Source organism: Bartonella tribocorum (genome assembly GCF_002777915.1).
Taxonomy (GTDB): Bacteria; Pseudomonadota; Alphaproteobacteria; order Rhizobiales; family Rhizobiaceae; genus Bartonella; species Bartonella tribocorum_A.
The window spans coordinates 77,097-100,497 of sequence record NZ_NJGE01000006.1 but is presented as its reverse complement, the minus strand read 5'-3'; the positions used below and the strand labels follow the sequence as shown (position 1 = coordinate 100,497).

Annotated in this window: 19 protein-coding genes and 1 pseudogene; 11 read left to right on the top strand and 9 right to left on the bottom strand. The window is 36.5% G+C overall.

Going from position 1 to position 23,401, the window contains the following annotated elements:
* The first annotated feature begins 142 nt into the window (after nt 1-142).
* Both CER18_RS03930 and CER18_RS03925 read left to right on the top strand, forming a co-directional pair.
* Nucleotides 143-502 (top strand): hypothetical protein, encoded by a 360-nt coding sequence (locus CER18_RS03930; RefSeq protein WP_100128793.1) that lies wholly within the window; start codon nt 143-145, stop codon nt 500-502.
* A gap of 537 nt (nt 503-1,039) precedes the next feature.
* A complete protein-coding gene (locus tag CER18_RS03925) occupies nt 1,040-1,405 on the top strand; it encodes a response regulator (protein WP_005773308.1) in 366 nt (121 codons plus the stop codon).
* Between the two features lie 80 nt (nt 1,406-1,485).
* On the opposite strand, the gene CER18_RS10780 is transcribed toward CER18_RS03925, so the two are convergent.
* The 3 genes from CER18_RS10780 to rplM all read right to left on the bottom strand — a co-directional run bounded on the left by CER18_RS10780 (nt 1,486) and on the right by rplM (nt 2,690).
* Nucleotides 1,486-1,563, bottom strand: a complete 78-nt coding sequence (locus CER18_RS10780) for a hypothetical protein (protein ID WP_143242708.1) — start codon at nt 1,561-1,563, stop codon at nt 1,486-1,488.
* Nucleotides 1,564-1,737: 174 nt separating this feature from the next.
* Entirely contained in the window at nt 1,738-2,223 is a 486-nt protein-coding gene (rpsI, locus tag CER18_RS03920; RefSeq protein WP_100128787.1) for a 30S ribosomal protein S9, read from the bottom strand.
* Nucleotides 2,224-2,225: 2 nt separating this feature from the next.
* Entirely contained in the window at nt 2,226-2,690 is a 465-nt protein-coding gene (rplM, locus tag CER18_RS03915) for a 50S ribosomal protein L13 (RefSeq protein WP_039760441.1), read from the bottom strand.
* Nucleotides 2,691-2,985: 295 nt separating this feature from the next.
* Here rplM and recJ point away from each other — a divergent pair, with 295 nt between their 5' ends.
* Entirely contained in the window at nt 2,986-4,770 is a 1,785-nt protein-coding gene (gene recJ, locus CER18_RS03910) for a single-stranded-DNA-specific exonuclease RecJ (RefSeq protein ID WP_100128786.1), read from the top strand.
* A 17-nt stretch (nt 4,771-4,787) separates the two neighbouring features.
* Here the strand turns inward: recJ and parE are convergent, their stop codons facing one another.
* From parE to CER18_RS03890, 4 genes are all read right to left on the bottom strand, one after another.
* Nucleotides 4,788-6,854, bottom strand: a complete 2,067-nt coding sequence (gene parE, locus CER18_RS03905) for a DNA topoisomerase IV subunit B (protein WP_100128785.1) — start codon at nt 6,852-6,854, stop codon at nt 4,788-4,790.
* A gap of 82 nt (nt 6,855-6,936) precedes the next feature.
* Entirely contained in the window at nt 6,937-7,674 is a 738-nt protein-coding gene (lipB, locus tag CER18_RS03900) for a lipoyl(octanoyl) transferase LipB (RefSeq protein ID WP_100128784.1), read from the bottom strand.
* Nucleotides 7,675-7,800: 126 nt separating this feature from the next.
* Entirely contained in the window at nt 7,801-8,652 is an 852-nt protein-coding gene (locus CER18_RS03895; RefSeq protein WP_100128783.1) for a TPM domain-containing protein, read from the bottom strand.
* Complete coding sequence (locus tag CER18_RS03890; protein ID WP_100128782.1) at nt 8,652-9,278, bottom strand: LemA family protein; 627 nt, start codon at nt 9,276-9,278, stop codon at nt 8,652-8,654. Before CER18_RS03890 ends, CER18_RS03895 begins: the two co-directional genes overlap by 1 nt.
* A gap of 315 nt (nt 9,279-9,593) precedes the next feature.
* Between CER18_RS03890 and hutH the strand changes: the two genes are divergently transcribed.
* The 8 genes and pseudogenes from hutH (at nt 9,594) to CER18_RS03850 (ending at nt 19,997) form a co-directional block, all read left to right on the top strand.
* The gene (gene hutH, locus CER18_RS03885) at nt 9,594-11,132 is read left to right on the top strand and encodes a histidine ammonia-lyase (RefSeq protein ID WP_100128781.1); all 1,539 of its coding nucleotides are present in this window, start codon (nt 9,594-9,596) and stop codon (nt 11,130-11,132) included.
* 520 nt (nt 11,133-11,652) lie between these two features.
* A complete protein-coding gene (locus CER18_RS03880) occupies nt 11,653-11,901 on the top strand; it encodes a hypothetical protein (RefSeq protein WP_245410042.1) in 249 nt (82 codons plus the stop codon).
* A gap of 447 nt (nt 11,902-12,348) precedes the next feature.
* Complete coding sequence (locus tag CER18_RS03875) at nt 12,349-13,737, top strand: amino acid permease (RefSeq protein ID WP_100128792.1); 1,389 nt, start codon at nt 12,349-12,351, stop codon at nt 13,735-13,737.
* Between the two features lie 507 nt (nt 13,738-14,244).
* Complete coding sequence (locus CER18_RS10000) at nt 14,245-14,406, top strand: hypothetical protein (protein WP_180299379.1); 162 nt, start codon at nt 14,245-14,247, stop codon at nt 14,404-14,406.
* Nucleotides 14,407-14,480: 74 nt separating this feature from the next.
* A pseudogene (locus CER18_RS10420) lies at nt 14,481-14,844 on the top strand (hypothetical protein); the annotation flags it as partial.
* Nucleotides 14,845-15,245: 401 nt separating this feature from the next.
* Nucleotides 15,246-15,647 carry a hypothetical protein gene (locus CER18_RS03860; RefSeq protein WP_100128779.1) on the top strand — a complete coding sequence of 134 codons (402 nt, stop codon included), beginning with the start codon at nt 15,246-15,248 and terminating at the stop codon, nt 15,645-15,647.
* Nucleotides 15,648-15,810: 163 nt separating this feature from the next.
* A complete protein-coding gene (locus CER18_RS03855; RefSeq protein ID WP_100128778.1) occupies nt 15,811-16,260 on the top strand; it encodes a hypothetical protein in 450 nt (149 codons plus the stop codon).
* Between the two features lie 983 nt (nt 16,261-17,243).
* Entirely contained in the window at nt 17,244-19,997 is a 2,754-nt protein-coding gene (locus CER18_RS03850; protein WP_100128777.1) for an autotransporter outer membrane beta-barrel domain-containing protein, read from the top strand.
* A gap of 877 nt (nt 19,998-20,874) precedes the next feature.
* Here the strand turns inward: CER18_RS03850 and CER18_RS03845 are convergent.
* On the bottom strand, nt 20,875-22,128 hold the full coding sequence (locus CER18_RS03845; RefSeq protein ID WP_100128776.1) for an ATP-grasp domain-containing protein: 1,254 nt from the start codon (nt 22,126-22,128) through the stop codon (nt 20,875-20,877).
* Complete coding sequence (locus CER18_RS03840) at nt 22,125-23,072, bottom strand: DMT family transporter (protein WP_100128775.1); 948 nt, start codon at nt 23,070-23,072, stop codon at nt 22,125-22,127. The genes CER18_RS03845 and CER18_RS03840 overlap by 4 nt, the downstream gene beginning before the upstream one ends.
* Nucleotides 23,073-23,401: the final 329 nt, after the last annotated feature.

Sequence of the window (23,401 nt, the reverse complement as noted above, 5' to 3'; positions counted from 1 at the left end):
AAATAAAATTATTAATAGAATTTTGTATTATATTCTTCTTTTCAGAAGATAAATAGACATTATTGATAGATGGTATGATGTTTTTTGTTTAGAGGGACAATAAATAAAATTTATTTTATTAAATATTATATAGGTGATTATGATGAAAATATTTAGGCATTGTGTATTATATGTCGTTGCAATAGCTCTTTTCTTTTCACAGGTTTTAGGTGCTCATGCCGATTCTTTAAATGGTAGATTTCAAGATGCTGGTTTCATTTCTGCGATGACACAAGAAAATGGAGTTACTAAAGCTGTTAATATGATTATCGGCCAATTTGGAGGACAAGGTACTGAGAAAAATATTCACAAGGTTGCAGCTTTAATGGGGATGGAAGCAGCGATTTTTGGTTTAGTCGCATATCTTGTATATTTCTTTACTAGAAAGCCTCCGAGTCCTAACAGAGAGACAGGTGGAAGAATATTTGATGCTTTTGCTCATAGTGCATGGACTCTTAATTAAAAGTTATTTCCTTGATGAAATGTAAATTATTCTGTTTTTGAATCTTTCATGTTAATAAACCGTGATGTTTAATCACGGTTTATTTATTTTTACTTTTAATGATATTAGTAAATTTATCCTTTTATATCATTAAGATATTGTTGGGGGGATAACAGTATAGGGGGAAATTAAAATAATCAGCTGCTTTTTTTAGTTAATTAAATTTTTTCTTTTCAAAACACGCAATTGAACTAAGTTTTTTGTTGATATTTTTTCTATGATGAAAATAAATATGCTTTAATTGAGATAACCATAAACTGTGCTTATCCGGTCAAAAAATATAGGGTAATATAACTCTTATGGTTATTGCGGATTTTATTCTGATGAACCGAAAAAGCACAGTGATGCGTCTTACAAAGATTTGCAAAAAATACTTTTATTAGAGGCTGTTCATCTCTTTGTGGTTTACAATTTTTTTTATCATTTTATCTTAAGATAAAGAGAATGTGGATTTATTTCTATTTCTCTATTTTATCTGAGAAGGGTGGAGTTATACGAATGTCAAAAAAAGTCATGATCGTGGAAGATAATGAGCTTAATATGAAGTTATTCCGTGATCTTGTAGAAGCGAGTGGCTATGAAACCGTTGAAACACGTAATGGTCTTATGGCATTAGATTTGGCCCGTTCTTCGATGCCATCTCTTATCCTTGTGGATATCCAGTTGCCAGAGGTTTCTGGAATAGATGTCATTAAACAATTAAAAGAGGATGAAGAACTTCGGTCAATCCCTGTTGTTGCTGTAACAGCTTTTGCTATGAAGGGGGATGAGGAACGAATTCGTGCCAGTGGATGTGAAGAATATATGTCAAAACCTATTTCTGTCCCCCATTTTATCACAATGGTAAAACATTTTGTGGATTGAAGCTTTGTTAAGTGATGATAGAAAAAGACACTGAAAAGCGTACAAGATTGCTAAAATTATCATGCAAATGTTTTCGTACTTTAGCACGTGGATATATTACAAGTTAGTAAAACAGATTTTAAAAATTGATACTGAAGTTTTAAATTTTTTTGGTCTATTTTTCTTGGTTTTGTTTTAAGAGAAACAGTTGTTTCCCATTCTTGTTTTTTCTAATCGATATAGATTTTTTCCGATATTCATCTAAAAGTCTGTTTTAAGCAGGGGAAAAAAGCCCCGATAAAAACGGGGCTCTATACATCGCACAAAATCTGTACATTGCACGAAAGTTGAAATTAACGTTTTGAAAATTGGAAAGAACGACGCGCTTTTGCTTTACCGTACTTTTTACGTTCAACGACACGGCTATCACGGGTAAGAAATCCTCCTTTTTTCAAAATTGGGCGAAGTTCTGGTTCGTAATAGGTTAAAGCTTTGGAAATACCATGGCGCACTGCACCAGCTTGTCCAGAAAGACCACCACCTGCAACGGTTGCAATAATATCAAATTGGGTATCCCTATTTGTTGCAACAATTGGTTGACGAAGAATCATTCTCAGAACAGGACGGGCAAAATATTGATCAAAGTCCTTGTTGTTAATGGTAATTTTTCCAGATCCTGGTTTAATCCACACGCGAGCAACAGCATCTTTTCGTTTTCCTGTTGCATAGGCACGTCCTTGAGAATCAAGCTTTTGCACGTGGACAGGAACGACATTTTCATGGGGTTCTGTAATACTTGTTGCCATGCTAAGTTCAGAAAGAGAATTAATTTCAGCCATAATCAAGCAATCCTTTTGTTTTTGCGGTTTAAAGCACCAACGTCAAGAGATTCGGGCTGTTGTGCTTCATGTGGATGTTGGCTTCCAGCATAAACACGGAGATTCTTCAATTGACGGCGACCAAGGGGACCACGTGGAATCATGCGTTCTACAGCTTTTTCAACAACGCGTTCAGGAAAACGTCCTTCAAGAAGCTGACGCGCTGTACGTTCTTTGATTCCACCAATATAGCCGGTATGCCAATAATATTTTTTATCTGTATATTTTTTACCGGTAAGAGCTATTTTATCGGCATTGATAACAATAACGTTGTCACCATCATCAACATGTGGCGTAAATGTAGCTTTATGTTTGCCACGTAAGCGGTTTGCAACAAATGTGGCAAGACGGCCTAAAACAAGGTTTTCTGCGTCAATAATAACCCATTTTTTCACCACTTCAGTTGGCTTTTGCGAAAAAGTTGCCATAGAAGTATCCTTTAATTAAAGCCCTTGTAGTGTGAGGGCATTTTCACGTTTGCGTTGAAAATCATTAGCACAGCGAAACATTTCACGTGTATTGGTCTCTCTGATATAATGTCTTTTAATTTACGTCAAGAGAAAATAAAAACTTTATAAAACAGTATCTTATGTAAGAGGTATTATGATACCTCATTAAAATAAGTTTATGAGCAATTTAAATCTAAAATGAATGTTGTAAAAGGCTATTTTATCTTTATCGCGTGATTGTGTTTTATTGATCTTCATTATAAAATAAGCTGCAATGCAGCTGTCTCGTTATTTTCTCAATGTTGAATCTTCTGCTTGTGGTCAAGCTTGGTTAGATGCTCTTGATGTTCAAGGGATAAATAATGCGCGTGCTATTTCTCAAAAGTTTGGTTTTCCAGATCAGTTAGCGCGCGTCCTTTCAGCAAGAGGTGTGGATGAAACTGAAGCTGTTGCTTTTATTAATCCAACATTGCGAACGCTTATGCCTGATCCAGAAAGCTTTAGAGATATGCAATGCGCAGCAGAGCGCATTGTTAAGGCTCTTCTCAATCAAGAACAGGTTGCTGTTTTTGGTGATTATGATGTTGATGGTGCTTGCGCATCAGCACTCATAGCACGTTTTTTTCGTTATTTTGGGATTGAAGTTAAAATTTATATTCCTGATCGGATTGTTGAAGGCTATGGGCCCAATGAACAAGCAATGAGAATGCTTGTGCAAGAAGGTGCCCGTTTAATTATCACAGTTGATTGTGGCGCAAACAGTCCAGATGCTGTAAAAGCAGCGAGGCTTGCAGGTGCTGATGTTGTGATTTTAGATCATCATCAAATGTCAGAGATTCATCAAGAAGCTGTTGCTCTTGTCAATCCTAATCGCCCTGATGACTTTTCTGGACAAGGGCATTTATGTGCAGCAGGTGTTGTGTTTGTTACATTAGCTTGGGTTCATCATTTGCTGCGGAAAAAACAATTCGAAGGGAAGCTGCCTGATCTTCTCAGTATGCTTGATCTTGTTGCCTTGGCAACCATATGTGATGTTGTTCCATTACAGGGTGTTAACCGTGCTTTTGTGGTAAAAGGGCTTCAAGTAGCTCGTTCTATGCATAATCCTGGGATAGCAGCTTTAACAAAGGTTGCACGGATAGGCGAGCCACTTAATAGTTTTCATTTAGGTTTTTTATTAGGTCCTAGAATTAATGCAGGAGGGCGTATTGGCGACCAAGCTTTGGGAGCACGTTTGCTTAGCTGTGAGAATAAAGATGAAGCGGGCAGAATAGCAGAACAATTAGATCAGCTTAACCAAGAACGCCAAGAAATGGAGAACATTCAATTAGCACAGGCAGAATCTTATATTGCTTCTCTTTATCAAGATCAAGAAACCCCATTGTCACTTGTCATTTCTCATAAAGAATGGCATCCAGGGATTATTGGTATTCTTGCTTCTCGTCTTAAAGAGCGTTTTTTTTGTCCTGTTTTTGCTATTGCTTTGAAAGAAGATGGAAATGGCGTAGGATCAGGACGCTCAATTCATGGTATAGATTTAGGAGCTCTCGTTCGTGAAGCTGTTACACTCAATTTATTAGAAAAAGGAGGGGGACATGGTATGGCAGCAGGAATTACAATTCAATCAACAAAAATTGAAATTTTTCGAAAATGGCTAGAAGAAAAAGTTTCTGTAATGGTTTCACAATTGCATGCAAAAAAGTCTCTTCGTATAGAGGGGTCTCTTTCTGCTTCTGGTGTCAATCAAGCACTCTTTGAGTTACTTGAAAAGGCAGGACCTTTTGGAACAGGGAATGCAACACCTGTTTTTGTTCTTCCCTCTCATCGATTAATGAGCTTATCTGAAGTTGGTAAAGGACATCTTCGCCTCATTGTATCTAACGTGGAAGGCAAGAAACTGCAAGGAATAGCTTTTCGTGCTGTAGGAACAGCGCTTGGTGATTTTTTGTCGAGAAATATTGGTGAAATGATTCATTTAGCAGGTCATCTTAGTTTGAATTATTGGAATGGAACGATCAATCCGCAACTGCGCGTGATTGACGCTGCAGCAGTGATTTAAAAGAGATCTTTTTTATATTAGATATCTAAATTAGAAGCAAAAGTAGAATTTTCTTGTATGAAACGAAATCGTGCTTCTGGTTTTGTTCCCATGAGATTTTCTACAGTCTTTTTCGTTTCTTGCATTTCCACGGTATCAATAGAAACGCGAAGCAATGTACGTTTTTGAGGATGCATCGTTGTTTCTTTAAGTTGTTCTGCGCGCATCTCACCCAACCCTTTAAAACGCCCGATTTCAATTTTAGCTTTTCCTGTAAATTCAGTTTTGAGCAATTCATCCTTATGGGTGTCATCGCGGGCATAAGCAACTTTTCCTCCTTGCGATATTCTATAAAGGGGAGGGACGGCAAGATATAAATGTCCCTGATGAATAAGGTCTGGCATTTCTTGAAAAAAGAAGGTAATGAGCAGTGAGGCAATATGAGCACCATCAACATCAGCATCTGTCATGATGATAATCCGTTCATATCTGAGATCTTTTTCACGATATTTAGAACGTGTCCCACATCCAAGAGCAAGGATAAGATCGCTAATGGTTTGGCTTGAGTTCATTTTTTCATGGGCTGCACTGGCGACATTGAGGATTTTACCACGAAGAGGTAAAATTGCTTGGTTGGCTCTATTTCTCGCTTGTTTAGCGGATCCCCCTGCAGAATCCCCTTCAACAATGAATAACTCAGCACCCTCAGCATGGTTTTGGCTACAATCTGCCAGTTTACCGGGTAGACGTAATTTACGAACAGCAGTTTTTCGACTTATTTCTCTATCTTGGCGTCGTCTCACACGTTCTTCAGCACGTTCAATAACCCAATCGAGAAGTTTTGTTGCTTCTTGGGGGGAATTTGCCAACCAATGATCAAAAGGATCGCGGATTGCATTCTCAACAATACGCTGTGCTTCAATGGTTGCTAAACGATCTTTTGTTTGTCCAACAAATTCAGGATTACTGATAAAGACTGAAAGTATTGCAGCTGTTGAAATCATAATATCGTCAGATGTTATGATTGCTGCACGCTTATTTCCTATTAACTCAGCGTAAGACTTCAAGCCACGTAAAAGAGCTTGACGTAATCCTATTTCGTGTGTTCCACCTTCTCCTGTAGGAATCGTATTGCAGTAAGATTGCACACAAGGGTCACCACCATGCCAAGCGATGGCCCATTCAACGCAGCCATGACCATTATTTTGTTGTGTTTTGCCAGAAAAAATTTCTGACGTTACGCGATATTCATCTTTTAGTGACGCGAGTAAATAGTCTTTAAGTCCATTGGGAAAATGAAAAACAGCTTTTTCAGGAATATTTTTTACGCCTTCAAGTATGACGGGATCGCAACTCCAGCGAATTTTTACACCGCCAAAAAGATAGGCTTTGGAGCACGCCATTTTATAGATTTTTTCTGGATCAAAAGCTGCTTTTTCACCAAAAATTTCACGGTCAGGATGAAAACGAACACGTGTACCACGACGATTATAAACATCTCCCAAATCTTCCAATCCAGATTGAGGAATACCACGTGAGAAGCGTTGGCGATAAAGTTTTCGTTCTCGTGCAACTTCAACTTCCATATCATCAGAAAGAGCATTGACGACAGAAATTCCTACTCCATGAAGTCCGCCCGCAGTTTGATAAGCTTTTCCATCAAATTTTCCTCCTGAGTGGAGCTGCGTCATAATAACTTCAAGAGTGGATTTGTCAGGCATTTGAGGATGATTTTCGACAGGAATACCGCGTCCATTATCTGTAACGGTTATATAACCGTTCCTATCTAATGACACTTCAATGGAGTCTGCATAACCAGCAACAGCTTCATCCATCGCATTATCAATAATTTCGGCAAATAAATGGTGAAGTGCTTTACTGTCTGTTCCACCAATATACATTCCAGGGCGTAAACGTACAGGCTCTAAGCCTTCAAGTACGCGAATAGAGAGGGCATTATAGTCGTCTTCTTGCGTATTTTTTGCACTTTTTTTTGAAATCATTGCTTTTGATTTCGTTAGAGATTGCAGAGTGCTTTCTTTTGTATTTACCCGAGATTGGGCTTTATTTAAAATACTAAAAAGATCCTTGTGGTTATCGCTCATAGCGTTTAACTATCTACCTCATAAAATGAAAGATTTATTAAAATAAATTTTATGCCTGTTTTTTATTTAAAAATCAATGCAGTTAGGAAACATCAATTGTTGGACCAAAAATTTGTTCAAAAGTGTGTTTGAGAGCAATATCAATATCATGCATTGTTACAGGGCACCCTAGATCCAGAAAGCTTGTTACACCGTGGTTTGTAATTCCGCAAGGAACAATTCCTGAATAATGGGCTAAATTAGGATTAACATTGATAGAAACGCCATGAAAACTTATCCATTTGCGTACTCGAATGCCAATCGCCGCAATTTTATCTTCAGAAGAAAGATCATTTTGTTTTGATGGGTAATGAGACTGTTTAACCCAGACACCAACGCGATCTTCTCTACGTTCGCCTTTAATGTTAAAGCTTGCAAGCATCTGTATGATCCATTCTTCTAACGCACTAATGAAAGCACGGATGTCTTGTTTTCGGCGTTTAAGATCAAGCATAATATAAGCAATACGCTGTCCTGGACCGTGATATGTAAATTCACCCCCCCGTCCTGCTTCATAAACAGGGAATAAATGAGGTGCTAAAAGATCCTTTTTATCTGCACTCGTCCCCGCTGTATAAAGGGAAGGGTGTTCAAGAAGCCAAACCTGTTCATGGGCCGTTTTTGCAAGAATTTTTTCTACACGTTCCTGCATGTAACGTAGTGCTTCAGGATACTCAACCAAATGATCACTTATTTTCCATTCAACGGGTGGATTTCCTAGAATCGCATTAAAATGATGTGATAAGTGATTACGATCCCTATGTTTTAATTCAAATGTCATTGGCAATACTTATCTTAAGGTTTGAGTTTTGGTCCTGTAATCAGAAAAATAACAAAAGTGTAAAGTTTAAGAGACACTTTATGAAAATTGCAATGAATTTTATTTTAAAAATGCGTTATGCTCGTTTTACCATCTTCCTGTTGCTCCGCCACCACCTGATGATCCACCACCACCCCTGAAACCTCCTCCTCCTGAATGTCCACCAAATATTCCACCAGGGTTTCTACCGCTCGCGTTTAAGTTTAAAAACCAAGGCGTGAAGATAATACCCATCCAAAGATATTTTCGTGGACCTACTTTCTGACCAAAAATCATAGCAAGAATGGGCAACCCAACTGCTATAAAGAGAATGAGAAACATGATTGTATTGATAATCATTTCTTCTTTTTCAGCTTGTTTACGTTGCTCTTCAACAGTTTTAGCTTTTTGTTTGATTCGAAAAGAAAAATCAGCATCACTTTGTGTGATCACTTTGATAATGGCATGAACCGATTCGACAATTCCTTTTTGATAATTTCCTTCACGAAAATTAGGAATCATGAAGCTATTAATGATGACAGAGGAAATGGCATCTGTTAGTTCTCCTTCCAAACCATAGCCTACCTCAATGCGTGCTTCACGTTCATTGGGGGCAATGACGATTAATACGCCATTATTGATTTGTTTTTGACCTAGCTTCCATGTGCGAAAAAGAGAATTGCTGTAGGTCTCTATATCATTGCCCGAAAGAGTAGGGAGTGTTACAAGAGCGATTTGGTCTCCCGTTTTCTCTTCGAGTGTAGCGAGCTTTTCCGTTAAATTTCTCTTTGTTGCAAGATCAAGTAAATGAGCCATATCGTTGATATAGCCGGTTAAAGGAGGAAACTTAGTGTGTGCGTAAGAGACATTTCCCAATGCAATGATCAAGTATAGAATGCTCAAAGGAACCCATAAACGTAGAAAAAAACGACGTTGTATAGCATGTTGAAATGGTTTCATTAATTAAAATTAACCTTTGGTGTTTGTTGGCTATCCGTATCAATGGTAAAAGTTGGCATAGGCTTAGCATCGCGAAACCATAATTTTGCCCAAATCATTGTCGGCATTGTTTTGAGTGCAGTGTTGTAGGCACGGACTGTTTCGATATAATCTCGGCGCGCAACCGAGATACGGTTTTCAGTTCCTTCTAGTTGTGATTGAAGAGCAAGAAAGTTCTGGTTTGCTTTAAGATCCGGATAGTTTTCGACAACTGCCATAAGCCGCGAAAGTGCACTTGATAAATTTGCTTGATTTTTGAGATATTGCTGCATCACTTCTGGATTATTCAACATATCTGCATTAATGTTGACTTGTGTTGCTTTGGCTCGTGCTTCAATTACATTTGTGAAAACACTTTGTTCATGGGCGGCGTAAGCCTTGACGGTTTCTACGAGATTGGGGATGAGATCTGTACGGCGCTGGTATTGATTGAGCACTTCACTCCATGCTGCGTGTGCTTTTTCTTCATTTGTTGGTATTGTATTAAATCCGCAGCCACTTAAAAATGGTATTAATCCTGCCAAAAAAATAATGATTGAAATTTGTTTTAATATTTTAAACATTGAAGAAGTTTGTATATTTAACATAAAAGATGTCTCCACAGATATTTTATGTATCATATAGGGTTTATCTTCTTGGTGGAAAGTATTTTGAATTTTATAAACAGCTATTATTATCAATAAACTGACATATCTCTGCGTTTTTAGCAGGCTTAAGTGACTTGTTGATATGATAATAATAGCAAGAATATAGATGTCATCTTGTGAAAGATCAATAATATTTATATCAATTATTCTTACAGAAGATTGTATTATTTTCGCAGATTTTTTTTGTTTTATAGGTTTTATAGTAGGATTAATAATGTTAAGAATTGTATTTTAATTGAATAAAGAAAGAAAATTATGACGATTATACTAAAACCGGGTGAGGTAACGCTTAGCGAACTTGAAGCGATTTATTTTGATGGTGAAATCAGTAAGCTTCATAAGGATACGCATTTAGCTATCGAGAAAGGAGCGCAGCGCATTGCTGAAATTGTTGCTGGAAGTGAGCCTGTGTACGGTGTTAATACTGGTTTTGGGAAGTTGGCTTCCATTAAAATTGATGCGGACAAAGTCACTGTTTTACAGAGAAATCTTATTTTGTCCCATTGTTGTGGGGTAGGAGATCCTCTCGCTGAAAATATTGTGCGTTTGATGATGAGCTTAAAGCTTATCTCTTTGGGAAGAGGGGCCTCTGGGGTTCGTCTAGAGTTGGTAAATTTGCTGGAAAATATGCTTGAAAGGGGCGTTATTCCTGTCATTCCAGAAAAAGGATCTGTTGGCGCTTCAGGTGATCTTGCACCACTTGCTCATATGGCGGCTGTTATGATGGGAGAAGGAGAAGCATTTTTTCAAAATATTCGTATGAGTGGAGCACTTGCTTTAGAGAAAGCAGGATTATCCCCTATCATTTTAGAGGCAAAGGAAGGCTTAGCCCTTATTAATGGGACACAGACATCAACAGCACTTGCACTTGCCGGTCTTTTTCGAGCTTATCGAGCATTGTGTGGTGGATTGTTGGCAGGAGCTTTAACGACAGATGCTACCATGGGATCAACGGCGCCATTCCATCCTGATATCCATGTTTTGCGAGGCCATTATGGGCAGATTGCTGTATCGAAAACATTAGAAAAGCTTGTCGAGGATTCAGAAATTCGTGCAGCCCATTTACGGGGTGATGAGCGTGTACAAGATCCTTACTGTATACGTTGTCAGCCACAGGTTATGGGGGCATGTTTTGATCTTTTGCTTGCAGCAGCAAAAACACTGATTATTGAAGCAAATGCTGTTACAGATAATCCGTTGATTTTAAGAAATGGTGAGGTTGTATCAGGTGGGAATTTTCATGCTGAGCCTGTAGCGTTTGCTGCTGATCAGATTGCTCTTGCTTTGTGTGAAGTAGGATCTATTTCTCAACGACGTATTGCTCTTATGGTTGACCCAGCAGTTTCTTATGGTCTTCCAGCTTTTTTAGCGCACAATGCAGGTCTTAATTCAGGTTTTATGATCGCTGAAGTAACAGCAGCAGCTTTAATGTCTGAAAATAAGCAAATGGCTCATCCTGCTTCTGTTGATTCAACACCAACTTCAGCCAATCAAGAAGATCATGTTTCCATGGCTTGCCATGGTGCTCGTCGGTTATTAGTAATGAGTGAAAACCTTTTTGCACTTATTGGCATTGAAACGCTTATTGCAGCGCAAGGAATTGAGTATCGAGCACCTTTAAAGACAAGTGCTCTCTTACAGTCTGTTATGAAATGTTTACGTAAAAATATTGCTTCTCTTAAGGAAGATCGCTATCTGGCTCCAGATCTTCATCAAGTCCATATACTTGTACGTGAAGGGCATTTATTATCTGTTTTACCAAGAACAATTTTTCCTTCATTAATTTTTCAATAATATTTTTTTAAGGCCAATGATGAAGGGCATATATTAAATTTTGAAACTTTCTCGTATAAAAATATAGAAGATCAATACTATATTTGAATTATTTAATAGATTATGTATATATTTTCTATTCGTAGCCAACTAGATGTTTTATAATGGTCTGAATTTATTGGCATAATTTTATAAAAATTATAAAATTAAAGTACCTATACTTTATGATTTATATCAGAAATTTTTAATCTAAGTTAAATAATATCTATAAACTATATACTGTAATAATATTTTTATAATTATAAATTTTATTATAGGCATTGTATAAAGTAAAAATAAAAATTTTATTGTATATTCTTCTTATTTGTTAATATTTTATGAGTTTTATAATTTATTTTTTGTATTTTAAGTAAAAAAGGAGAAAGAAATGTTTAAAAGTGCTAGATTATGTGTCTTAACAACAGTTCTTTTTTGTTTTTCACAAATTCTTGAGGTTCATGCAAATTTGAGGAGAGGCCGCTTTCCAGAGGAGGTTTTCATTATGATAGGGGGGCAAGAGAAAGAGCCTCTTGTTTCGACGAAAAACAAAAATTTTATTGCTATCTTAGGGCAAAACTCCAGAGGTAAAGAGAGCTCTATTATCGGATCAGCAGTTAAAGATACTATTTTTACCGTATATTTTTTTTTCATTGGAAAACTTGTTGTTAGGGCAATTGGAGCCTTTAAAAAATGGGCTGTAGATACACTTTCTCATACTTTTGAAAACTGGCGAGATTCGCTTTATCACTGATTGAGCAATTCAATTTGCGTAGAAAATTTGTTTCATGGGCCCAAAGAGAATTTGCTTAGAGTAACAAAAAATTAATCATATGCATTGTTAATGCGCCTGTTATGAATTTTTAGGCTTCTATTTTGGTGAGCTGAAATAGAAACTTAAGAGTTTACACTCCATTAAGGCTAATTTTCTCTGTAAAAAACTAGAGAATACGGAATGAATTAAATGACAATTATAAAAAAATTCATTATCACTTTATTTAAATAAAATAATACGAAGTTGCAGGCTATAAAAGCTGAATAATTCGTAATAAAAATGTTTTTTCATTGTTTAGAGCAAAGTGTTGGACTGGCTGGTCTTCGGTTTTTTTATATATTTGTGAAAGAAACGCGAGGCTTTATTTATCATAAAGCTGTTATCGTGCTGTGGATTTTGTCAGCATTTCAAAAAGTAAGGAAAGAAATGGCAATAAATGAATTGAAACGAGGGATGAGTAAGCGGCAAGTTATTTTTTTAGCTCTTGGCTCTGCTATTGGAACAGGTCTTTTTTATGGTTCTGCACAGGCCATTAAGCTTGCGGGTCCTAGTGTTTTGATTGCCTATTGTATTGCTGGTTTAGCTATTTTTATGGTTATGCGGGCTTTAGGAGAGATGATACTTCATAATCCATTGCCTGGTTCTTTTGCGCGTTATGCGGCAAATTACATATCACCATTAGCAGGTTTTTTAACGGGATGGACATATGTCTTTGAGATGATTCTTGTTGGTTTGGCTGATATTACAGCTTTTGCGACTTATATGGGGTTTTGGTATCCTGATGTTGCTCCTTGGGTATGGGCGCTAAGTATTACATTAATCATCACAGGTATTAATTTAGCTGCTGTAGAAGTTTACGGTGAGCTAGAGTTTTGGCTATCTTCTATTAAAGTTATCGCTATCATTGCGATGATTATTTTAGGAATAGCAATTATTTTTTGGGGGTGGGGTGGAAGTGTAAGTTCTTCTACTGTTACGGTTCATAATTTATGGAAGAATGGTGGTCTTTTTCCCAATGGTTGGTTTGGTTTTTTAGCTTGCTTTAGTGTTGTTGTTTTTGCTTTTGGTGGTATAGAAATCATTGGCATGGCAGTCATGGAAGTTCAAAATCCTCATCAAACGATTTCAAAAGCAATTAATTCTACTCCAGTTCGTATTTTGCTTTTTTACGTCATGACGTTAGCTATTTTAATGTCTCTTTATCCTTGGAATGAGATTGGTCTTATGAATAGCCCTTTTGTATCAATTTTTGAAAATCTTGGGATTTCATATGCAGCAAATATTTTAAATATTGTTGTTGTTACAGCGGCTATTTCAGCAATGAATAGTGGAATGTATGGTGCTTGTCGTATGATCCATGGTTTATCACAGGAAGGTTATGCTTTAAAAAAGTTTCAATATTTATCAAAAAACGGTATACCAGTTTTTGTTATTTTGATGATCTTCGTTATTTTTCTTCTTGGTGCTGTCCTTAATTATTTTTATCATGAAAAGCTTTTTTTTCTTATTGCAGCAATGGCAACATTTGCAACGGTTTTTGTTTGGATGATGATTCTACTTTCGCAAATTTTTATGCGAATTAAGATGCCTAAAGAAGCACAGAATGGTTTAAGCTTTCCCATTCCATTTTGGCCGATAGGATCAATTTTTTCTATTTTATTTATGGTTTTTATTTTTATTCTCTTATGGTACTTTGATGAGACGCGACCAGTTTTAATTGTCGGTATTAGTTGGATTGCTTGGCTTATTATTTGTTTCTATGCCCTTAAACTTTATAATTTAAAGCAAAAAGAGATCGTAATAAATAAAGATTGAATTAAAAAGAAATAGCTGTTGTCTGCAGGAGAATGGGTATTTGATTTTTATCCTCTAAAGATTGGAATGATCGGTACAGGGCTCATTTTTATCACAAGTGGAAGAGTATAAATGCATTTTTCAACTGTATTTAAGCACAAAATTATACAATACTACTATCAAAAGTACGCAAGAGAAGTATAATTAGCAAAAAAAATCGTTCAAAAGTAGTCAATCTTCCAATAAATCTCAATTGCATACCACAACGATTTCCTCCATTTTGGGGGCCACAGGCAGTTAGGCGTACAAAAGAATCTGCAATTACTGCTTTTCATATGATTGCAAATGTAGGCATTGGCACTGTTTATAGCGGTAGTGGGAAAAACAACACACTAGCAGGGGCGTGGTTTCTGGAAACCATGTAGAGATGGGTGGTGTGGTAATCTTACCGTTACCAGCCTCAGTGTACGGGATAAATTTTCAGCAGGCAGAAATTTGTTTCTGTTGGATTTTATGCTGGAAAAAAGGATGATGCAGCGGCAACCAATATTTCCTTTAACAAGGATAAAACCTTTAGTAGTCATTACAGTGTTGTGGAAAGAGACAATACCTGCTGGAAGTGCGCTTGGAAAGAATGATCAAGAATGTTTACAGATCTCAACAGCGTTCATACTTGTCTTGGAAATGTGAGTCCAAAATGCCAAAAGCTTTACGGCACATCTCATATAGAACAAATTCCTTTAAGTAAATCAATGGAGTAAAAAATAAAACAAACTCTAAAATTATTAAGTGCTGTAACGCTATTAATCATAACTGGATATCAGTTTAATAAACCTTCTTTAGGAGAGGTGGTGACGTGGGAAAAGCTAGGAGCAGATTTTACTGAGATAGGAAAAGCCTTATTAGAATGTGGCATGCTAAACACCTTATGATCGCGATCCAGAAAGCAAAAAGCTTAGCTATAATGCAATAGCAACCATAAAAGCTTGTATGGTTCAAGCTGGTTTTCGTGATAAAGTGGGGGCTTGGTGTGAGAAGCATAAAGCCGAAAATCTTCCGATTTGTCGACCAAGCGCTGTTGTTCTACGGAGAAATATCAAAAAGCGCTTAAACAGCCTTTTTGTAAAAAGTACAAAAATAGCCGTAAATGACAACCTTAAGTTTTGCTGTTTGTGGAACGTACAATCGCCACATTCATGTGTTCCCATATTCGTGCGGGATTATTTCCCAACCAACCATCCAACGCTATTTATTTATGGGGCTTACAAATGTAGGCGCAACAATTTATAAAAATATCTGTTTCAATTATAATCAAAATATTGAGAATAATTTTATAAGCATAACGTTTATAGAATATGATTTTAGTAGTAATTTTGCTATATTTTTGATACGATACTAAGTGGTATTTCAGAAAAAGATTAAAGATAATAAAGATTGATAATTCCATCGTTGTTTTGGAAATGGAAAAACAGCATGTAAAATAATTTGTAGATTGTTTCGTGATATCAAAATTATTCAAGGATAGGAAAATGAAGCAGATTTTAAAATTATTAAGCGGGATAGCTCTATTGGTTATGGGTGGATGTTACCCAGAACAGCCTCCTCGAACAGCTGTAGATGCATGGGAAAAGCCTGGTGCGGATCAACTTGAGGTCAAAAAAGCACTGTTGGAATGCGGAATGCAACATCTTGATGGCCGTCTTGATGCAGAAAAAAGTACCGATGAGAAATTCAATGCAGAGGAGTCTGTGAATGCATGCATGACACAAGCAGGTTTCCAAGATAAATTGGGCAGGGTAAAGTGGTGTGAGAAATATGAAAATCTTCCAATTTGTCAGCCTGATGCTGTTATTCCTCAGCGAAGTGTAGAGAGGCGTTTGAATAGTCCTCATTGTGAAGAACACAAAGAACAACCTGAATGTCAACCTTAAGCGTTGGGGTTTCTGTAGTCAAAAATCCTTACATTCTTGTTTTTGCATGGGGGGGCAGGGTTGTTTTTCCAATGTCTACGTGCTAACGAAAGTCATCTTGCATGTGAGCAAATGTTAGCGGACTTATCAGTCTTTCTATCGTAAATATTAAAGGAGGGGGGAAATGAAAAGAATATTGAAAGTATTGAGTGCTATAATTTTATTAAGCTCTGCTGGATGTATTAGCAAACCTCCCCCATCGACCTTGGCATTATGGGAAAAGCCCAGTGTTAATAAATCTGTGGTCGAACAAGCACTGTTAAAATGTGGCTGGAAACCAATCTACGCTTCTTCCGAAAATATGGATTCGCGTGCAAGTGAGTTTGCAGCAGTTTATGAATGCATGACTAAAGCAGGTTATCGGTACAAATTACAAGATTCAAAGGGAATCTATTTTTCATTAGCGCCGCGAAGTGATTCATTTTTAGTTAATTTAATGGTAGCGGGGTATCAGCAGGTTATGGACAATGATACTTTTGGTGTAACCAATGCGACAAAACAGGAGCGAGATTTGCTGTTACGTCTTGAGAATGATAAAAAACGCCAAAAAATAAAAAAAGTTTTGAAAAAGTGAAATATTTGTCTTTAAAGCAATAATTGAATGAAAAATATTATGGAAAAAACGGAGAGAAATACAGCTTTTTTCTCTCCTTTAGAGTGATATTCATCAACTCTGAGAGTGCAATAATGTTATTGTCAGATGTGATGATATCGGGGAATATTTAGAAATTTATTCAATATAAAAATGACAAAAATAACTTTGCTAAAATATCTACTTTAACGATAACGAGTAGATTGCTTTCATAAAGCTGATTTTGATAAAATTTTATTTTGATGCTTTTCAATTTTAGGATAGTGAGTGTTTCACTGTATTTTAGTTTTTATCTGAAAATTTAAAAGGTTATGCAAGTGTCTTTGATGTGAATAGCTTTTCATGTTATGATCATGTTTAGAGATGATATCCTCTAAAATACTTCATTGTTTCATTCAAACCATTGATGATAGGGCATTAAGAGAAGTTTCGTGTGTTTATTTAATTTTGTGCTAAGTAACCAGCAATTTTAATGTAAAAATTGTTTGCATTCGCTTATCTCTCAAGGAGAGATTTCTTCAGTTTTTATTGCAGTTGAAGAAATGATGCGGTTATAAGTTTACTGTATTTCATCGCATGATATTTTTATTAACATATTTTGAGCATTTTAACCTTAAAAATTATTAACATTTTGTTTTATTTTTATTTTGGATAAATGAGATAAATTGAATTTTATTTCTCCAGAATTTACATTTCTTTGTGTTTTTTTGAGACTCATTTTCTAGTGCTTTATGTTATAGTTCTCAGCATTTTGGGGAGTGAATCTTTAAAAAGATCATCAATGATATTTTTAAATTTTTTGTTCTTTCTTTACATAAAACACAAAACATATTATGAAAACGCTTTCATTTATCATAAAAATAATAAAATAATTTCTTTATTTTATTCTTATTGTATTTAATTTGCAGTTTATTATTTTGCCAGCATTTTTTGTTTTTGTTGAAAAAAGAAAGTTTTGAAAAGCAATGATAATCAAGGTATCTCATAATCGCTTTTATTCGTGTGTTTTTACAGCAGCTATTTTTTCTTTTTCGTTAAACATAAATATTGAGGCACATTCTCGCTCATTTGGATCACCATCATGTGATGAAAACAAATTACCCTATGAATGCAATGATGGTGCAAAGCATACAATTAGTGATAAAATATATAAGTTCACGGCATCTGTTAAACCAAAGAATGAGGAAGGGCGTTTTCTCACTGTGCCTACTGCTATAGGAGCACAGAAGCCAAATACAGTTATTCAGGCAATGCGTATAGAGGTTGAAGGTACTGCAGGTATAGAAAACTTTTATGGGGCTATTGTATCACAAGGGGGAAAAATTGTCTTGAGTGATTCAGCTTTTAAAAATGTGTCAATAGGTCTTAAAGTTGATGGTGGAATAATTGAGGTCAATCGTGGAAAAATTGAAGCTTCTCAGGTCGCTGCTTATGCAGAGAAGGTAGGAGCATCTGTTACGTTAACGAATACAAAAATTAAAGTGGAGGGTCAGGGTACTGGTCAAGAGAGTGCTCTTTTCGTTAGTGCTGATGCGGATATTCAGATGAAAGGAGGATTTATTGATGTGAATGATGCCGCTGCACTTTATGTGGGGAAGGGGGGGCGTGCAACTTTAGATAATGTTACTATTACTTCAAAACGTCAAAAAACAGAAGAGAGAGAAAATATAAATGAAAAAGTTGCACATACAGTTTTCAATGTAAAACAGCAGGGAGCTATTTATTTAAGAAATACGAATATTGTTTCTACGGATGTTCGTGTTTTAACAGTTGGACAGGATTTGAACACACAGTCTGGGGACGGTTGGGAAGGAAATATTTTAATTTCGCGGGTTAATATTGAAGATTCAACCATTAAAGCAATAGGTAACAAACATGGTATGCATTTTGAAATGGGAGGAGAGAATAATACATACGGACAGGGACTTGTTTTTTTGAAAAGAACGGTTTTTGAGGTTCCAGCTGGAACAGCTATTCATAGTTATAACAGTCAGAGTTATATTGGAGTAACAGAAGGCACGAAAATTTCTGGTGATTTATTATTAACAGCTGAAAAAGGGGGGAGTGTAGCAATTTTGGCAGATTCTTCTTCATTGATCGGAGGGACTCGTGTTGATGATGATTCTATTGCTGAGCTTTATTTGACAAGAGGATCAAAGTGGTTTTTGACAAGAAGAAGAGAGATAGATTCGCACGTTGCAAATCGTACAAGCTCGTTTATTTCATTTATAAAACTTTCTGATAGTTCTATTGCTTTTGAAACGCCAATGTTTCACGAGTATCAGACACTTTATATTGGGAAGGGAGAAAAAGAAGTTTATAGTGCGCAAGATAGGGCGGATATTTATCTCAATACATATCTCAAGAGTGATGGTTTGCTCGATCATAAAAAGACTGATCGGCTTTTGATACAGGGTGATGTTTCTGGAAAAACGACCGTTTATGTGCAATTTGTTGTAGGAAATCAGGGGGAGATAGAAACGGGTGAAAATGCTCATAGTATTTCACTTATTCAGGTTTCTGGAACAGCAGCAGAAGATTCTTTTCAGTTAAATCGTGCTTATATTGCATTAGAGGGCTTGCCTTACCAATATTATCTTAATGGCTATGGTCCAGCTTCTTCTCTTGGACCAGCAAAGACTTCTCAAAGATTGGTTGAAGGAGAGGGAGATTTTTGGGATTTCCGCCTTGAAAGTAAATATATTCAGCCTGCTTTAGGGATGTCGGTTATTCCTCATTCTGAGTTAAAGATTAGGGAAGTTGTTCCACAAGTTCCGACCTATCTTCTGTTACAAAATGCTTTGTTTCATATGGGGATCATCAATATCAGTAATCAACAAAAGCAGTTGCAAGCTATGCGGTCTATTTCTCGTAAATTATTAAAAGTTGAAGGGAATTTTGCTTTATCTGTTTATGGTTACGGTGGGAGTTCTCGGTATGTTTCAGATCTTTCTGCCCTTGAATATGGGTACGATGGTCATGTTGATTATAACGCTATAGAAACAGATATTTTACTCAAAACAATAGAGAGAGCACATAGTGCGATGTCTTTTGGGATTATGGGAACCTATGGAAAGCTTTCCTTACAACCTCGTGATGTGGAACAAAGTCAAAAGAGTTCGTTTAATAAATGGTCATTTACGGCATACGGTAGTGTGGAACACAATACTGGTTTTTATGTAGACGGTCTTTTATCTTATGGTTTTTTAAAAGGGGATGTGCTTACGCATGTTTGGGGGAAGACAGCGACATTAAAAGCAAATCCTCTGAATATTTTGTTGTCTGCTGGTAAAGTGTTTATGACAGGACATGAGGGTCTTATTTTTGATCCGCAGATTCAGCTTACTTATCAACATCTTCAATTTGATAAGTTTCGTGATATCGATGGGGTTGATGTTGATATGAAAAAAGGAGACCAGTGGTTGATGCGTATTGGAGGGTATTTAAGTAAAACATTTACGGCATCTGAAAAGGATCGTGTTATTTCTTTAAAGGGTAATATTCATCTTGCACATCGTTTTGGTGAAAAACAGTTTATTCATCTAAAAGATGTTTTCCAGTTAGGTGCTTTTGGTTCTTCTTTAGAAACAGGTTTGGGTATTAATGCACAATTTTCTTCTAAAGTTACATTTTACAGTGATCTTAGCTATCAGCATAAACTAAGCAAGGCAGGTTTTTCTGGAGTGCATTTTTCTGGTGGATTGCGTTATCATTTTTAACAAATCTTTTTAAAAATAATCGATGTATTTTGACAAATATGAAAGGGTCACGTTGTTTTAAATTTTTTGTCTCATTGATAAGGGGCTCGAATGCTTTGAGGAAAATTTGTCAATGAAACTCTAAATCTGTTTGTGTTGTTTTGGCTATCAAGATATGGGATGCATTCGTCATCAGTCTTTTTAAATAGCAGCATTGTTGTTCTATATACCGTAAAACACCGTCGTTTGACGGGGGCTGATATTAAGAAAGGCAAGAGGATCTTGATTTTTGATTGGGGGCTTTTTCTGCTAAGCAAAGATGGATGATACGTAAAATGCACAGCTTCATATTTTTTGTGAAGCGCATTTTTCTGCTTTGCATTATATTCTGTGAGGAGTATTTTGAAAGTATGCGAGTGATATCTCTTTTAGATGAAGAGGGTGCAGGGTTGTGGGTGAATTATGACTATCAAATTCAACATTTCCAGCTTTTAAACTCTTTAAAAAAACTGTTCTAGCAGCTATTGCTGAATATATGAACAAGATCGTTGTCTTGTCTGTTCAATAGATATAAAAATATAATTTTTAAATTAAAGCGGGGTTGATAAGGTCTTTTTTCTCTTTTGAGGCGTGGAGAGAAGGGGGTGATCATGTCGAAAGGATTGATGATAGGTCGTCGTTATTTCGAATATAGAAATATTGAAGAGCTTCTATTAAAATGCAGTGTAAAAGCAAAAAGCAGGTCATAGCTTCTCTCTATCCTTTGTTTTTGAATATGCATCTTTAATAAAAAAATGTTTGCCAAATTTTAGGAAACCGCATTGTGGTTTTGCCTATATCAATGAGATTTATATAAAAGTTGAAATTGAGTGGAATCTTTATCGGGTTATTGAGCAACCTAGTGTTTCCATAGGATGCTTAAGGTATTATCAAGCCATTGATGGTAATCGCGCGCTTCTTGATCTGAGGCATGAACAGAGAAAATAAAACCAGGGTATCCACCAAATGCTGGTGGAGGTGGTGAAATATGATCAGGTTCAAAGAAAATTATAGTTCTGGCGGTTTGAGGATTCTGTGCAACTTTATCTAGACCTGAAAATCCGCAGAAGTGTCCATAACCATGAAGAGGAATAATGTAATTTGCAGCCACTTTTTTAGCTGGGAGTCTATCGGGAAGGATGGGGTTTTGTTCAGCTAAAGCGGCTTTCATACAGAGTTTTGCAAATGAAACCCCTGTACCTTGCTCCACAATAAAATGGGAGACCCCCGATCCACCTATACGAGCTCCAATCTCAATGATATAAGGTAAATTATTGGCATCGAGGCGTAGCTCCACATGGGCAGCACCCATGTTTATACCAAGAGCTTTAACGCCTGAACATGCAGTCTCACATAAAGCAATCATTAAAGGATCATCTATATCACAGCGTTGACGATAAATTGTTTCCTCAAACCATGGTCCTTCAGGTTTCCCTTTGTCGCCAACGGCTAAAACATGCACACCTGCTGTATCCACAAAGCATTCGACAACAAATTCTTTTCCTGGCAAATACTGTTCTACGACTAAACCTAAAGGTTTATTTTTATCGTTAAAACGTGCCATGTCTTTATGCTGAACATTCCATACCGCTTTGACGAGATCAGGAAGTTCGGTGGAATTTTTAGCTAACATTACGCCTGTACTCGCCCAGCCAGAGACAGGTTTAATAACGAGTGGATAGTCTAAGGCATGTACTTGTGATAGGTCTTTTGGATTATCTATATAAAGAAATCTTGGTGTTCTAAGCCCTGCTTTAGCAAAAGCTTGTCGCATGAGATATTTGTTTCTGGTTAATGCTGCTACTTCTGGCTCAATACCGGGCGTATTGATTTTTTGGGCTGCCAAAGCTGTCCATAGGATGGCTTCTTCGCGAAGGGTCATAACTCCAGCAATATTGCGTTCTTTTACGCCTTTTGCAAAAGCATCTAGAGCTGCTTCTGGGTTATCAAAAACAGGAAGTTGCCAAGTTGAAGTTACTGCTGCGGGGAGTTGAGTAGGAGCGCTTTCAGCGGTATCATAGATCATGACTAATTCGATATTAGCTGCTTGTGCTGCTTCAAATATAAAGGGTAATTTTGCATTGCGTTGGCAAACTAATGCGAGCTTTTTCATTTTGTTTCCTCATTAAATTTGGAATTTTGGGCACGACGTTTTTCTTGCCATCCAGATACCTTTGATGCATCTATAAATAAGAGTGTCATTCCTATAATAGCCATTATCATAGCAATTATTTTGATAACATTGAGAGAAGTGCTTGAGCCGATTATCCATTCACATGCAACGACTGCAAAAGGAGATAATACGCCAATAGTGTTGGCGTATAATACGCCTCCTTCAGCTAAAACTTTTTGGTACAATACGTAAACTGGCGCTGAGCAAACAGTTCCTAAAATCAATATCTTAAATATATCTTCTAACTTAAGATATAAGAGTGGAGCAGGATCAAAAATGAATAATGGCATAAATGACACTGCAGAAATTGTCGTGATCCAAGCCAATGAGGTGAGCAAAGGTAAATTTTTAAGATAACGTTTAGACAATAAACCATAAGCAGAGTAAGAAAGCGCTGCTGTTAAAGCAAGAGCTATTCCTATGAAGCTGTAATATCCCCCCTCTACACTGTTTATATTGAATGCTATAGCCGCTACACTGACAATGATCATACCGATAAGCTTGAACCATGAAAACATAAGACTATTTGTCAGTGTGCCCAATATATAGGTAATTCCTGGAATAGTGGCGAGAACCATGGTTAAATCACTGGCGTTGAGTGATTTTAATGCACCAAAGCTGCATACAAAGTACAACGAGAATCCTAATATTGATAGAATTAAAAAAGAGGGCATCATGGAAAGTAATGGTAGGGATCTGAAAACAGCTTTCTCACGAACGGCTGCAATCAACCATAAAGCGGCAGCAGTGGCAAACAACCTCAGTCCAACCGCATGCATTACTGGTATATTGCTAACCAAATTCTTAGATAATAACCAACTTATGGAAAACAACGCTAGAATGGCAAAAGTGAATAGGAATAACCGTCCTTTAAAAAAATCCACTGATTGAATCCCCCCAATAACTCGCTGTGCATAAGATGAAGTTGAAAAATTAAATCGTGACTATAAGGTTTGCGATCTTCCACGATTATTTTGGATATAATCTTTAGCCCCTACCAAATAAGCGTTATCATCTAATATTTCAAATGCTTCTGTATCTGCAATTATCAGTGATATTACTTGCTTAAGAGGCTCTAAGTCAAATTGAATATAACCTTGATCCCTTTCAATTAATGTTTTGTTACGTATCAATATTTCAAGAAGAAAGATATAAGAAAAACAAATTATTTTAAAAAATTATACTAACAACTGTTTTTAGAATATAGAGACAA